Source organism: Nocardioides sp. cx-169, from assembly GCF_021083605.1.
Classification (GTDB): Bacteria; Actinomycetota; Actinomycetes; order Propionibacteriales; family Nocardioidaceae; genus Nocardioides.
In genome coordinates this window covers 379,224-393,447 of record NZ_JAJNRO010000009.1, presented here as the reverse complement: position 1 = coordinate 393,447, position 14,224 = coordinate 379,224, and the positions used below count along the sequence as shown (strand labels likewise).

The window sequence follows — 14,224 nt, the reverse complement described above, 5'->3', positions numbered from 1 at the left end:
GCACATCGTCGGGGAGGGCGTCGACGGCCTCGACGACGACCTGGGCCTGGTCGGTGAGGATCACCCCTCCCGCGAGCGCGGCGGCGACGGTGTCGTGGCGCTCGAGGGCTTGGGCGAGCTTCATCGCTGCGGCGGTGGCACGTGGGGTCTGGCGGGTGGTGTTGGCCCAGTAGACCGCGGTCGAGGTCGCGCCGGTCTCGACGCCGACCCGGGTGGCGTCGGCGTGTGCGGCCAGGCGCAGCGTCAGCTCGTCGGCCTGCGCGCGCAGCCGGGTCGCGTCGGCCAGCGCCTGAGCGGTCTCGGTGGGGGTCATCGACCACACCGGGGTCTGGTTGAGGTCGGCGACCTGCTCCCGCAGCCGTGCCACTCCGGCGGCCACGGGGTGGCTCGCGGTGGGGGTGGCGGGGCTGCTCATAGGTCTACTCAAGCACCCGCCACCGACAGTGGCAGGGTCGAGAATCCCCTTTATGCACAGGGCATTCGCGAACATTCGGCACCTCGGTGGTCGAGGCCTTTCGGTGGTCGAGGTGCGAAGGCGCCCTGGCGCCTGAGCCTCGAGACCTGGTGACGTGACTGGCGACCTGACCGGGGTACTCGGGGCTGCTTGTCGGCTCACCGGGTCTCGAGGCTCGTCGCTAGCGCTCCTCGCACCTCGACCACCGAAGGGACGGGCTCGTCGCTGGCGCTCCTCGCACCTCGACCAACGAGAGTGGCGACGGTCGGGACGCAGAAGAGCCCGCCACCTCGAGGAGGTGGCGGGCCGGCGAGGGGGATCAGCGGAGGATGGGGTGCTTCTGGACGATGTCGGTCTTGTTCCAGACCTTGCCCAGTCCCCAGGTGGTGCCGGCGCCGAGGGCGGTCAGGGCGACCAGGGTGATGGCTCCGAGGATGTGCTCGTCAATGAGGGGGTTGGTCTCCGGAGGAAGGGCGACGGTCCACATCATCACGTAGAGCAGGGCGCCGGCCGCGCCGGCGGCGCGCATCCCAATCCCGAGGGTGAGGGCGAGGCCGATGCCGAGGAGGCCGAGCATGAAGCCCCAGTCGGCGAACCAGGTGCCGGCGATGGAGTTGTAGAAGCCCTTGAAGGGGCCGTCGGCGCCGAAGGTCAAGAAGCCCTCGGTGGGGCTGCCGCCGTTGATGAACGCCGCGTCACCGAAGCGGTCGAGCTGTCCGGCCTGGTCGTAGCCGGTGTGGAAGCCGAGGGCGAGCAGCTTGTCGAAGAAGGCCCACAGGAACGTGAAGCCGAAGCCGATGCGCAGGGCCGCCAGCGCCTTGCGGGCGAAGGGGGTCTGGACGACGTCGATCTCGGCCAGGACCTGGTGGTCGTGAGCCGGGCGGTGGATGGTGGTCATGGCACTGCTCCTTCTTGCTTTCCTTGAGTGGTCTGTTGTTGTTGTCTTCAGCCTGGTCGACCCGGGGGTCCCGCCGCGAGAGGCGATGGTCATCTGTGCCGCGGGACGTTGGTCCCAGCGAGGATCGGAGCCACGGGAACGACGGCCACGGGGCACGCCGCGTGCTCCACGACGTTGGCGGCGACCGAGCCCAACAGCAGGTTGCCGATCCGGGATCGGTCGTGTCGGCCCACGACGACGAGGTCCAGGTGGTCGGCCTCGGCGAGCAGGGACGCCGCGGGCTGGCCGCGGGAGATGACCTGCTCGACGTGGACGTCCGGGTAGCGCTCGGCGAAGCCCGCCAGCGACTCCGCGAGCCGCAGCCGGGCGTCCTCGCCGGCCGGGTGCGACTTCGGGAGTGCGTGCGAGCGGGTGGTGTCGACGATCGAGTCCCAGACACTGTGCAGGACGGTCAGCGGCAGGCGGTGGCCCGAGGCGAAGCGGAACGCCTGCTCCAGGACCGGCGCGGAGTCGGCGGTCCCGTCGTCGCCGACCAGCACGCCCCTACGGACGAGGCCGGGGTGGTGGGGCCGGACGACCACGACGGGACAGGCGGCCTCGCGGGCGAGGCCGACACTGACCGATCCGAGCAGCACGCTGCGCACCGGGCCGTGGCCGCGCGAGCCCACGACGAGCAGGGCGGCGCGCTCGGCGAGGTCCAGCATCGCCTGGCGGGGGTGGGCCGTGCGCAGCGCGGTGTGCACCGAGAGGTCGGGGTGCAGGGTCACCAGCCGGGTCCGTGTGGCCTCGACGAGCTCCCGACCGGCGACCTGGAGCTCGTGGATCACCGTGCCGGCGTAGGGGTCGACATCGAGGAGGATGCCGGTCCCGTGGGCGAGCACGAGCGGCCGCCCGGTCAGGTGCGCCTCGTGGGCGGCCCAGGCGACCGCCCGGTCGGAGTGGTCGGAGCCGTCCACTCCTACGACGACGGCGCCTGCGGGGAGCGAGTTGGTGTCCATGCCCTCGACCCTGGCTCCCCGCACGGGTCAGCGGGAGCGGCGGAGTACCCGACCCGGAGGGACCAAGGACCCGAGCTCGACGGTGCGGTCGACCAGGTCCAGACCCACCGGCTCATGGGTGATCCACAGGACGCTGCGACCGTCGGGCGCGCCCAGCACCTCCGCGGCCAGCTCGACGGCGGTGGCGTGGTCGAGGTGGGCCGTCGGCTCGTCGAGCACCAGCACCGGCTGGTCGGCCAGGATCGAGCGGGCGACCGCCAGCCGGGCCCGCTCGCCTCCGGAGACCTGGGCGTGTCCGTCGCCGAGCCAGGTGTCGAGCCCCTCGGGAAGGGCCTCCAGCCAGGGGCCGAGCCGGGCTCGGCGCAGCGCCACCTCGACCTCGTCGTCGGTGGCCGACGGTCGCGCGAGCCGGACGTTCTCCACCAGGGTCGTCGCAAAGAGGTGGGGATCGTCGTCGACCAGGCCGACGCGGCGGCGTACGTCGTCCAGCGCCAGGTGGTCGAGCGGCTCGCCGCCGAGTGCCACCTCGCCGCTCGACGGGTCGAGGAAGCGCAGCATCAGCGCGGCCAGGGTGCTCTTTCCGGAGCCGCTCGGGCCGGTCACGGCGACCCGGTCCCCGGGCGCGAGGTCGAAGGAGAGGCCCTCGACGCACGGCTCGGCGTCCCAGCCGACGCTCACCTCGCGGACCGTGACGGCCGACGACTCCGGCAGCCGGTGACCGACGGTGTCCCGGACCGCGGGAGTACGGCGGTCCAGGAGCCGCAGCCGGGCCGCCGCGGCGTCGGTGCGGGCGGAGAGTGCCCCCGCGTCGGCGACCATCGTGGCGGGCTCGGCGAGCGCCAGGGGGACGAGCACCAGGAGGGCGGCCATCGGTGCCGACAGCCGGCCCTCGGCGACCGCGGGGGTGGCGAGCCAGGCCATGGCGGCCACGCCGGCCCCCGAGGACACGAGGACGGCGCCGCGCGCCGCACCCAACCACCGAGCCGAGCGCACACCGGCGCCGGTGAGGCGCCCACCGATGCTCGAGACTCGGTCGACGGCGGCCTCGGCGGCGCCCCACATCACCAGCTCGGTGGCGACCTGGGCGCTCTCGACGACCGCGGCGGAGAGCTCCGCGCGCAGGCCGACGGCGGCCCGCTCCCGCCGGCCGGCGCCGAGCCGGGCCAGCGCGAACCCGGCGCCGGCGCCCACGAGCGCCGTGACCACGACGACCGGCACGGCCGCGGGGAGCACGATCGCGGTGACCAGCGTGGTGAGCACGACGACGCCCACGTAGCCCAGGATCGGCAGCCGCACGCGCAGCTCGCGGTCCACGACGCTGTCGACGTCGTCCACGATGGACGTCAGGACGTCACCGCGGCGGCGGCCGAGCCGACCGGGGACCAGCGGCACGATCGCGTCGTAGACCCGGACGCGACGCTCGGCCAGCATCCGCAGCGCGGTGTCGTGGGAGCGCAGGCGCTCGGCGTAGCGCAGCACCGGGCGCGCCAGGCCGAAGAGCCGGACCCCCACCACGGCCACGAGCAGGGTGAGCACGGGGGGTTGCGTGGAGGCCTGCACGATCAGCCAGCCTGCGGTCGCCGTCAGTGCGACGCCGGAGGTCGAGGCGAGCGAGCCGAGCGCGACGCTCGTCCAGAGTGCCGCCGGGCGCGCCGGCGTGACCTCGTCGTCCGCGGGCGCGAGCGCTGGCCGACGCCGTCGCTCGGCCCGGGCCGTCGCGGGTGCCGTCGCGGGTGCGGGGACTGGGCGTGCGAGCGTCAGCACGTGGTCGGCGAGCGACACGACGGCCGGCCGGTGCGCCACCACGAGGACCGCCGATGTGCGACCGAGAGCCACGATGGTGTCGGCGATGACCTGCTCGGTGAGCTCGTCCAGGTGGGCCGTCGGCTCGTCGAGGAGCACCCAGGGGCGGGCGGCGAGCACCACGCGCGCGAGGGTGAGGCGGGCGCGCTCGCCCGCGGAGAGGCTGCCGCCGTCCTCGGAGACCGGGGCGTCCAGGCCGCCGGGGAGCAGCCGCACGCGCTCGGCGAGCGCCACCTGCTCCAGCGCCGCCCACAGCGCGTCGTCCGAGGCGTCGGGCGCGGCCAGGCGCAGGTTGTCGGCCACGCTGCCGGCGAGCAGCACCGGGCGCTGGGGCAGCCACGCCACCTGGTCGCGCCAGCCCGGACCGACCGGCGTCCCGCCGACCGTGAGTGTGCCGTCGGCCGTGACCAGCCCGGCGACGGCGCCCAGCAGGGTGGACTTGCCGCATCCCGACGGCCCGGTGACGACCGTGACGCCGCGCGCGGGCACGACCGTGCTCAGCCCCGTCAGGGCCGGCTGCGTGCGTCCGGGGTAGGTGACGCTGAGGTCGCGGACGACCAGGTCGCCCTCGCCGTACGACGTGGACGGTGTCTCGTCGTGCGCGGAGGCGAGCAGCTCGGTCACCGCCTCGAAGGTCGCCACGCCCTCGGCGGCCGCGTGGAACTCCGCACCGACGCGCCGCAGGGGCCAGTACGCCTCGGGGGCGAGCAGCAGCACGAACAGGGCCGTCTCGAGGCCCACGTCGCCGTGCGCGAGCCGCACCCCGATCACCACGGCCACGAGCGCCACGCTGAGCGTGGCGACCAGCTCCAGCACGGCGGAGGAGGCGAAGGCGAGGCGCAGCGTCGCCTGCGAGGCGCGCCGGTACCGGTCGGTGACCCAGGCGATGCGCGCCGACTGGGCCCGCGCCCGTCGATGAGCGACCAGGGTCGGCAGCCCCTTGACGACGTCCACGAAGTGGCCTGACAGCGCGGCCATGGCGGCCCATTGCTCCTGAGCCCGGTCGCGGGTGGCCAGGCCGACCAGCGCGCCGAAGACCGGCACCAAGGGAAGCGTGAGCGCCACGATCAGGGCGCTCCACCGGTCCTGGGTGGCGATCACGACCAAGGTCAGCAGGGGGAGCACCATGGCGAGGACCGCCGCCGGCAGGTAGCGCGTCAGGTACGGCTCCGCTGCGGCCACACCGCGCGTGGCGAGCACGGAGAGCTCGCCCGAGGACCCCTCGCCGGTGATGGCGGCGTTGCGCTGGAGCACGACGCGGACGACCGACTCGCGCAGGTGGTCTCCGACCTGGGCGGCCGCGCGCGCGGAGAGCACGTCGGAGGACCAGGAGACCAGTGCCCGGGCGGCGAACAGCGCCAGCACGCTCACCGTCCACCGTGTCAGCGGCTCGTCGCGCACGACCGCCACGACCAGGCCGGTGACCGCCCAGGCCTGGGCGATCACCAGCACCGCACCCACGACGCCCGAGGCCACGACCCCGATCAGGGGCCGCCTCGCGGGCGCCAGGTACGGCCGCAGCCTCGGGTCGGTGGGCCTCACTGGCCGGTGGGGGTGGGCAGGGGAGCGGGGATGTGGTCGACCGAGATGCGCCGGCGGAACACCCAGTAGGTCCATGCCTGGTAGGCCAGGACCAGCGGCGTGAAGATCACCGCGACGACGGTCATGATCTTGAGCGTGTACGCCGTCGCGGCCGCGTTCGTGGTGGTCAGCCCGGTCCCGTCGGCGAGCGTCGTCGGCATCACGTCGGGGAAGAGGGCGAGGAACAGGCCGCCGACGCCCAGGCCGATGGCCAGGAAGGTGCCCACGAAGGACCACCCGTCGCGGCCCGACAGCACCGCCAGCAGCCCGAGGAGCAGGGCGACCGCGGCCGCCGCGAAGGCGACGGCCGACGCCACCGTGCCGGTGTCGAGCTGGGTCCAGCCCAGGAAGACGACGGTCACGACCGCGGCGGCCGCGCCCAGCCGGGTCGCCAGCCGGCGGGCGTGCTCACGCACCCGGCCGGACGTCTTCAGCGAGATGAAGACCGCTCCGTGCGTGAGGAACAGCAGCAGGGTGGCAGCCCCGCCGACGAGGGCGTAGGGGTTGAGCAGGTTGAAGAAGCCGCCGGTGTACTCCATGTCGGCGTCGATCGGCACGCCGCGCAGGATGTTGGCGAAGGCGACGCCCCACAGCACCGCGGGCACCGCCGAGCCGATGATGATCGCGAGGTCCCACCGGCGCTGCCACTGGGCGTCGTCGCGCTTGTGCCGGTACTCGAACGCGACGCCGCGCACGATCAGCGCTACCAGGATCAGCAGCAGGGGCAGGTAGAAGCCGCTGAACAGCGTCGCGTACCACTCCGGGAAGGCGGCGAAGGTCGCGCCGCCCGCGACGAGGAGCCACACCTCGTTGCCGTCCCAGACGGGACCGATGGTGTTGATGAGGACCCGGCGCTCGGCATTCGAGCGGCCGATGACGGGCAGCAGCATGCCGACTCCGAAGTCGAAGCCCTCGAGGACGAAGTAGCCGATCCACAGGATCGCGATCAGGCTGAACCAGACGGTGGTGAGCTCCATGACGTTCTCCGGGTCTCAGTAGGCGAAGGCGAGGGGGCGGTCGGGGTCGTTGTCCGGCCGCTCCGGCGGCAGGTCGTCGTCCTCGATCTTGTCCGCGCCGTGGCGCGCGTAGGTGAGCAGGAGCTTGACCTCCACGACCATGAGCGCGCCGTAGAGCAGGGTCAGCACGACCAGCGAGATCAGCGCCTCGGTCGGGGAGACGCTCGGCGACACCCCGTGCTGGGTCGTCATCAGGCCGAACACGACCCACGGCTGGCGACCCATCTCGGTGAAGATCCACCCGAAGGAGTTGGCGAACAGCGGCAGCAGCGGCAGCGCCACGGCCGACGCGAGCAGCCAGCGCCCACTATTGGGACTGCGCCCTCGGCGCGTGGCCCACAGGATCCAGGCCGCGATCCCGGCGGCGGCCATGCCGAGCCCCATCATCAGGCGGAAGCTCCAGTAGGTCAGCGGGATGATCGGCGTGTAGTCGCCGGGGGAGTAGTATTCCGCGCCCGGGTCGGACCCGTACTCCTCGGTGTACTGCGTGCGCAGCTCGTCGATGCCGACGACCTCGCCGTCGAAGGTGCCCGTGGCCAGGAAGGACAGCAGCCTGGGGATCTTGATCGAGAACTTCTCCTCGGAGCCGTCCAAGCTGCCGATGGTCAGCACCGAGAAGTCGGCCGGTTCCTCGGTCTCGTAGAGCCCCTCCGCGGCAGCCATCTTCATCGGCTGGACCTCGGTCATGATCTTGCCCTGGATGTCACCCGAGACGGCGACCCCGATGCCCGCCACCAGGACCACCCAGGCGCTGCTCCGCACGGCTGCGCGGTACATCGACCGGTCCTCCTCGTCGCGGGCCTTGCGTACGAGCTGCCAGAACGCGACACCGACCACGAAGGCGGCACCGGTCATGTAGGCCGCCAGCACCGTGTGCGGGAAGGTGACCAGCTGGACCTTGTTGAACATCACCGCGGCGAAATCGGTCATCTCGGCGCGGCCGGTCTCGGAGTTGTAGCTGTAGCCGACCGGGTGCTGCATGAAGGAGTTGGCGGCGAGGATGAAGTACGCCGAGAAGAGCGTGCCCAGGTGCACCAGCCACATGCACGCGGCGTGCAGCTTGGCCGGGAGCCGGTCCCACCCGAAGATCCACAACCCGAGGAACGTCGACTCCAGGAAGAAGGCCAGCAACCCCTCGATCGCCAGCGGGGCGCCGAAGACGTCCCCGACGAAGCGCGAGTAGGCGCTCCAGTTCATCCCGAACTGGAACTCCTGGACGATGCCGGTCACGACGCCGATGGCGAAGTTGATCAGGAACAGCTTGCCGAAGAACCGCGTGAGCCGCAGCCAGCGCGGGTTGCGCGTGCGCACCCAGGCCGTCTCGTAGCCGGCCACCATCGCCGAGAGGCCGATCGTGATCGGGACGAACAGGAAGTGGTAGACGGTCGTGATGCCGAACTGCCAACGAGCGATGTCCAGAGTGTCCAGATCCACGTGCTCTCCTGTGATGGTGGGGCGGGCACGCTCACGCTACGGACGCGTCTCGCCCTGCGGCACGGTCGCGGGTCCTGTCCCCTGGGGGACGAAGGTCCCGAGAAGCCGGGCGGCCCGGGTCAGGTGAGGAGGACCTCGTCGACCGGACGGCGAGGGGTGCGGGGCAGCTGGCTGCGGCCGATCTCCTGCCAGCCGATCCGCACGATGATCTGGGGGACGGTCATGCCGCCGAACACCTCGGTCTCCAGGGAGAAGCGGGTGCTGGCGACCTCGATCACCTGGCTCAGGGGCACGACGGACAGGCCCTCCACGGTCGCGGCGAGCCACAGCTCGCTGAGCGCCTCCCCGGCCTGGAGCCAGTCGCCCGGGGCATCGGTGTCGGTGCACAGCGCCAGCAGCCCGTCCGGGCCTTCGACGAGGTCGGGGGCGGCGGGGGCGGCGTGCCCTCGGGACGGAGGCTGCTGGGCGGCGAGCTCGGGGAGGGCGGCCGACGGCATGCCCTCGAGGGGGCTCCGGTCCACCCACGCCCGCTGCTCGGCGGCCAGGCGGGGGTCGTCCAGCTGCCTGTCGCGCGCGCGGTTGACCAGCAGCTCCACGCGGAACCGCAGGGAGGGCTCCACCAGCGGCAGCACCCGCACCCCGCTCCGCTTGACGGAGGCGGCCAGGCTCGCCAGCCGCTCCTCGGGCACCGGCCAGGATGTGAAGCGGCGACGGTCGGTGGCCCGGCGGCCCAGGGCGCTGAGGTGCTCGATCGCGTCCGGAGGACGGGGGCCGGGGCGCAGCTGCAGCGTCGCCAGGTGGTCCACGTCGAGCGGGTCGGGCATCCGCACCACCTCGGCGGGCATCCCGAGGGCGGTCGCGGCGACCCGCGCGTAGTGCAGCGCCGCGCCGCACGAGATGGTCAGGTTGCGCCCCGTCGGGTCGGAGAACGGCAGCTGCCGGCTGCGGTCGGCGTACAGGTCGATGCGTGAGCCGGAGACCCGCCACAGCCACGGCTGCGTGTTGTGCACGCTCGGGGCGCCGCAGGCGAGCTCGACGACGCGGCGCGACGCGCCGTCGGGCAGCGGGGGACGGGGATGCATTGCCCCAGACTGCGCGAGCGCACGTCGTTGCACCAGGGACCAAGGTCCCAGCCCTGCGGGCCATCGGGGTCGAAGCGGGACCAGGCGGGCCCCGGTGGGGCCCCCGGTGGAGGAAGGCAAAGACCTCTAGGCTGGGCACATGACCGACGACGCTGCCTCGCGCGAGCCGATCAGGGTGTTCCTCCTCGACGACCACGAGATCGTCCGGCGCGGGATCAAGGAGCTGCTCGAGAGCGAGCCGGACATCGTGGTCATCGGCGAGTCGAGCTCCGCTGTCGAGGCCGTCAGCCGGATCCCGGCACTGCACCCCGACGTGGCGATCCTGGACGGCCGGCTTCCGGACGGCAGCGGCATCGACGTGTGCCGCGACGTGCGCTCGGTCGATCCGAGCATCCACGCCCTGATCCTGACGTCCTACGACGACGACGAGGCGCTGTTCGCCTCGATCATGGCCGGCGCCGCCGGGTACGTCCTCAAGCAGGTGCGCGGCGGCGACCTCATCGACACCGTCCGCCGGGTGGCCGCAGGACAGTCGATGCTCGACCCGGCCGTCACCGCCCAGGTGCTGGAGCGGGTGCGCAACGGCCCCCGGGTGGACCCGAGCCTGCAGCAGCTCACGTCCCAGGAGCAGCGAATCCTCGAGCTGATCGGGGAGGGCATGACCAACCGGCAGATCGCCTCGACGCTCTTCCTGGCCGAGAAGACGATCAAGAACTACGTGTCCTCCCTGCTGGCCAAGCTGGGCCTGAGCAGCCGCACCCAGGCGGCGATCTTCGCCACCAAGCACCCTCACCCCTGACCGGCGACCGGACACCTCGATAGCGTCGGGCCATGAGCGACTTCGAGCGCCCTGCTCCCTCCCCTGATCCGAGCGCCGCAGCCGCGGCGGATCCGGCGGCCGCTCTGGCCGAGACCGGCTTCGATGACCTGCTGCGGGAGGTGCTGGGGCGGGTCCAAGGCGTCCTCGACGAGCAGGCCCGCTGGCAGCTGCTCCTGGACGCGGTCGTCACCATGGCCGCGGATCTCACCCTGGACGGGCTCCTGGCCCGGATCGTGCGCATCGCGAGCGACCTGGCGGGTGCGCAGTACGCCGCGCTGGGGGTGCTCGGCGACGGCCCGGACAAGCGGCTGCGGCTGTTCGTCACCCACGGGGTGGAGGAGGCCCAGATCCAGGAGATCGGCGACCTCCCGACCGGCCACGGACTGCTCGGCCTGATCATCGACCACCCCGAGCCGCTGCGTCTGCACGACATCAAGGAGCACCCGGCGTCGTTCGGCTTCCCCCCGAACCACCCGCCGATGTCGTCGTTCCTCGGCGTGCCCGTGCGGATCCGAGACACCGTCTTCGGCAACCTCTACCTCACGGGGAAGCTGGGTGGGGAGGACTTCACCGAGCAGGACGAGGCGATCGTGGTGGCCCTGGCCGCCGCCGCAGGCGTGGCCCTGGAGAACGCCCGCCTGCACGAGGAGGCCGGCCATCGTCAGCGCTGGCTGACCGCCTCCGCGGAGGTGGCCAGTCTGGTCGCTCGCTCGTCGGTCACGGCGGAGGCCATGCAGGTCATCGCCGATCGCGCGCGCGAGGTATCGGGGGCGGACCTGGCGTGGGTGGCCTCCGGCGCCGACGTCGAGAGCCTGCGGCTGCGGGCCGTGGCCGGTGCCCGGCCCGACGTGCACGCCATGGCCGAGGTCGCCCTCGAGCACTCGCTGTCCAGCGAGGTGCTGCGCACCGGTCAGCCCGTGGCGGTGGCCGACATCGTGACCGACCCCAGGGCGCTGGACATGGGTCGCCGCCTCGGCTGGCCGGTCGTCGGGCCGGCGCTCGCGGTGCCGCTGCACAGCTCCGAGGGGGCCGAGGGGGTCCTGGTGATGGCATGGGCACCCGAGCGCGCCGGTGCCTTCCATGCCGTCGATCCGACGCTTCCGGCCAGCTTCGCGGAGCAGTGCGCCCTGGCGCTGCAGGTCGCCGCCGGACGTGAGGACCAGCAGCGGCTGGTGCTGTTCGAGGACCGCGACCGGATCGGGCGCGACCTGCACGACCTGGTGATCCAGCGGCTGTTCGCCATCGGGCTCGGTCTCGAGAGCGTCTCGCGACAGGTCGACCGTCCGGCCGTGCGCGACCGGCTGAGCCAGGCCGTGGACGACCTCGACGCGACCATCAAGGACATCCGGCGCTCGATCTTCGCGCTCGGCTCGATGGAGGATGCGACCGATGTCCAGGCCGAGGTGACCCGGATCGTGGAGCGCGCAGGGGCGACCATGAAGTTCCGCCCGACCCTGCGCTTCACCGGCCCCGTCCGCACCAGGATCCCGGCCGCCGTCGTGCCCGACGTACTCGCGGTGCTGGGAGAGGCGCTGTCCAACGCCGCACGCCACGCCCAGGCCAGCGCGGTCGACGTCGAGCTGAGCGCGACCGACGACATCCGGCTCACGATCTGCGACGACGGGCGCGGTGTCCCCGAGGGTGTGCTGGAGAGCGGACTGTCCAACATGCGCCAGCGCGCCGACCGTCTCGGCGGGCAGTGCCTGATCCGCTCGGTGCCCGGCGAGGGGACCACCGTCGAGTGGTGGGTGCCGGCCGGCTGAGCATCTACGCGCAGTTGTCGCAGACCCCGGTCGCGGGCAGCTGCATGTAGCAGTTCGGGCAGGTCGGGATCTCGCGCTCCTGGTAGCGGAGCTTGCGCTCCCGGCCGCGCGCCGCGGCGAGCTTGGGCGTGAGGGCGGCGACGCCGCCTCCCGCCGGCAGGTCGGCGCCGTAGCGCTGGTGCGCCAGAAGCCGCTGCTGCGCCGCGTGCTCGTCGGCGTCCTCGGGGGCCGTCCCGGTCGCGGCCAGGACGGCGGGAGCGTACGAGGCCCCGACGCTGCCGTCGGCGTTGACGCAGAAGGCGGTCAGCATCGGCTCGTCCTCGCGGGCGCAGCGGGCGGCGACGCGGGTGAGCACGTCGCCCAGCCAGTAGTGGGTCTGCTGCTGGGTGCGGATGCCGGTGCGGTTCTGCACCTGCACGGCGAGCTCCTTGGTCGTCAGCACCCGGTGGTAATGCTCGGCGACCTCGAGCAGAGCGGCGTGCGCGGCCTGCGCCCACGCGTCGCGGGACTCGTCGAGCGCGAGGTCGGCGGCGTCGCGCCACTCACCACTCATGGGCTGGTCGACGAGTCCGGAGGCGTCCACCTGGGTCACGTCGAAGCCCAGGTGGGTGAGCAGGCGGCCCGCGCCGTCGAGGCTGCGGGCGAGGTGGGCCCGCGAGGCCGCCTTGCCGGTGGCGTACTTGTGGGCCACGCCCAGGACGGCGTTGGCGTCGTAGCTGTTGCCCTCGTGCCAGACCACGTAGTCCCGGCTCCCGCCGAACCCGTAGGTCCTCAGGAACGCCGCGCTGCCGCGCTCGTCGTACTCGGAAAGGGCGTCAAGGACGTGGTCTCGGGTCACTGCTGCAAAGTCGGGCACATGCTCGACCTTAGGCCCGACGGTCGAGAAACCCGTCACCAGGGACTGGGACGGTAGTCCTTGACGAAGCAGCCGTACAGGTCCTCGCCGGCCTCGCCGCGGACGATCGGGTCGTAGACGCGCGCAGCCCCGTCGACCAGATCCAGCGGTGCATGCCAGCCCTCCGCGGCGATCCGGAGCTTGTCCTGATGGGGTCTCTCGTCGGTGATCCAGCCGGTGTCGACCGCCGTCATGAGGATGCGGTCCGTGTCGAACATCTCACCGGCACTGGTGCGCGTGAGCATGTTCAGTGCGGCCTTGGCCATGTTGGTGTGCGGGTGGCCGGCGCCCTTGTAGCGCCGGGAGAACTGGCCCTCCATCGCCGACACGTTGACGACGTAGCGCCGCCGCGCCTGCGCCGCCCGCATCGCCGGGCGCAGCCGGGAGATCAGCAGGAACGGGGCGATGGAGTTGCACAGCTGCACCTCGAGCAGCTCCAGGGGGTCGACGTCATCGACCTTCTGCGTCCATGAGTTGACCGTCTGCAGGTCCGGGAGCAGCCCGCCGGCGTCGACCGCCGTACCGGCCAGGTGGGCCTCGAGCGAGGCGTGCCCGGCACTGAGCGCGAGGGCGGTCATCGAGGCGGCCGACTCTCCCAGGTGGTGGGCCACGGGGTGGTCGCGCAACGTGCCGGCGATGGAGGCGGGGTGCAGCTCGGAGACTCGGTCGAAGGTGACCATCTCGGGCAGGGCGAGGTCGGTCGGGAGCGGCGCGAGCTCGGCCTCGACGAGCGGGGCGTAGGCGCCGGGGGAGCGCCGCACGGTCTGGCAGGCGTTGTTGATCAGGATGTCGAGGGGCCCGGCGGCCGCGACCTCGTCGGCGAGCGAGATGACCTGGGTCGGGTCCCGCAGGTCGATGCCGACGACGACCAGCCGGTCGATCCAGTCGGCGGCGTCGGGCATCGCCGCGAACCGGCGTACGGCGTCCTTGGGGAAGCGGGTCGTGATCGTCGTGTGCGCGCCGTCGCGTAGGAGGCGCAGGGCGATGTACATCCCGATCTTGGCGCGCCCGCCGGTGAGCAGCGCGCGGCGCCCCGTCAGGTCGGTGCGCTGGTCGCGCTTGCCGTGCGAGAAGGCCGCGCAGGTGGAGCAGAGCCAGTGGTAGAACGCGTCGACCAGGGTGTAGTCGCTCTTGCAGATGTAGCACCCGCGGGGGTTGATCAGCTCGCCTGCGAAGGCGCCGAGCGCCCGTGAGACCAGCGCGATGCCCTCGGTCTCGTCGTCGATCCGCATCGCCGACCCGGTCGCGGTCAGCTCGGTCACCGCTCGGTCGGCGGCCAGCTCGGCCGCGCGCTTCGCCGCCCGCCGCTCGCGCTTGAGGGCCTTGTACATGTGCGAGGCCGCGCGCTTGACCGTCGTGAGGTCGGGGTCGTCGTCCGGCAGCTCGTGTAGCCGGCCCAGGACCCGTACCGTCGTCGCAAGTTCGTCTGGGTCGATGCCGGAGGTCACCGGCGAATGCTACGGGGGCCTCGGCGCGCACG

Annotated in this window: 10 protein-coding genes and 1 pseudogene; 2 read left to right on the top strand and 9 right to left on the bottom strand. The window is 72.6% G+C overall.

Going from position 1 to position 14,224, the window contains the following annotated elements; genetic code table 11:
• The 7 genes and pseudogenes from LRP67_RS15145 to LRP67_RS15115 all read right to left on the bottom strand — a co-directional run.
• A pseudogene (locus LRP67_RS15145) lies at positions 1 to 415 on the bottom strand (HNH endonuclease); the annotation flags it as partial.
• Between the two features lie 358 nt (positions 416 to 773).
• Complete coding sequence (locus LRP67_RS15140) at positions 774 to 1,352, bottom strand: hypothetical protein (protein WP_231270988.1); 579 nt, start codon at positions 1,350 to 1,352, stop codon at positions 774 to 776.
• A gap of 89 nt (positions 1,353 to 1,441) precedes the next feature.
• Positions 1,442 to 2,350: a universal stress protein gene (locus tag LRP67_RS15135; protein WP_231270986.1), complete on the bottom strand. Its 909-nt coding sequence runs from the start codon at positions 2,348 to 2,350 to the stop codon at positions 1,442 to 1,444.
• 27 nt (positions 2,351 to 2,377) lie between these two features.
• Complete coding sequence (gene cydD / locus LRP67_RS15130; protein WP_231270985.1) at positions 2,378 to 5,695, bottom strand: thiol reductant ABC exporter subunit CydD; 3,318 nt, start codon at positions 5,693 to 5,695, stop codon at positions 2,378 to 2,380.
• Positions 5,692 to 6,711, bottom strand: a complete 1,020-nt coding sequence (gene cydB, locus LRP67_RS15125; RefSeq protein ID WP_231270984.1) for a cytochrome d ubiquinol oxidase subunit II — start codon at positions 6,709 to 6,711, stop codon at positions 5,692 to 5,694. Before cydB ends, cydD begins: the two co-directional genes overlap by 4 nt.
• A gap of 15 nt (positions 6,712 to 6,726) precedes the next feature.
• Positions 6,727 to 8,178: a cytochrome ubiquinol oxidase subunit I gene (locus LRP67_RS15120; protein WP_231271003.1), complete on the bottom strand. Its 1,452-nt coding sequence runs from the start codon at positions 8,176 to 8,178 to the stop codon at positions 6,727 to 6,729.
• 125 nt (positions 8,179 to 8,303) lie between these two features.
• Positions 8,304 to 9,266 carry a hypothetical protein gene (locus tag LRP67_RS15115; RefSeq protein ID WP_231270983.1) on the bottom strand — a complete coding sequence of 321 codons (963 nt, stop codon included), beginning with the start codon at positions 9,264 to 9,266 and terminating at the stop codon, positions 8,304 to 8,306.
• A gap of 139 nt (positions 9,267 to 9,405) precedes the next feature.
• On the opposite strand from LRP67_RS15115, the gene LRP67_RS15110 reads away from it, so the two are divergent.
• Both LRP67_RS15110 and LRP67_RS15105 read left to right on the top strand, forming a co-directional pair.
• Positions 9,406 to 10,065 carry a response regulator transcription factor gene (locus tag LRP67_RS15110; protein WP_231270982.1) on the top strand — a complete coding sequence of 220 codons (660 nt, stop codon included), beginning with the start codon at positions 9,406 to 9,408 and terminating at the stop codon, positions 10,063 to 10,065.
• Positions 10,066 to 10,097: 32 nt separating this feature from the next.
• Positions 10,098 to 11,849: a GAF domain-containing protein gene (locus LRP67_RS15105; RefSeq protein ID WP_231270981.1), complete on the top strand. Its 1,752-nt coding sequence runs from the start codon at positions 10,098 to 10,100 to the stop codon at positions 11,847 to 11,849.
• A 4-nt stretch (positions 11,850 to 11,853) separates the two neighbouring features.
• On the opposite strand, the gene LRP67_RS15100 is transcribed toward LRP67_RS15105, so the two are convergent.
• Together LRP67_RS15100 and LRP67_RS15095 are read right to left on the bottom strand one after the other, a co-directional pair.
• Positions 11,854 to 12,687, bottom strand: a complete 834-nt coding sequence (locus LRP67_RS15100; RefSeq protein WP_231270980.1) for a hypothetical protein — start codon at positions 12,685 to 12,687, stop codon at positions 11,854 to 11,856.
• Positions 12,688 to 12,740: 53 nt separating this feature from the next.
• Entirely contained in the window at positions 12,741 to 14,192 is a 1,452-nt protein-coding gene (locus LRP67_RS15095; RefSeq protein ID WP_231270979.1) for an SDR family NAD(P)-dependent oxidoreductase, read from the bottom strand.
• Positions 14,193 to 14,224 lie beyond the last annotated feature (32 nt).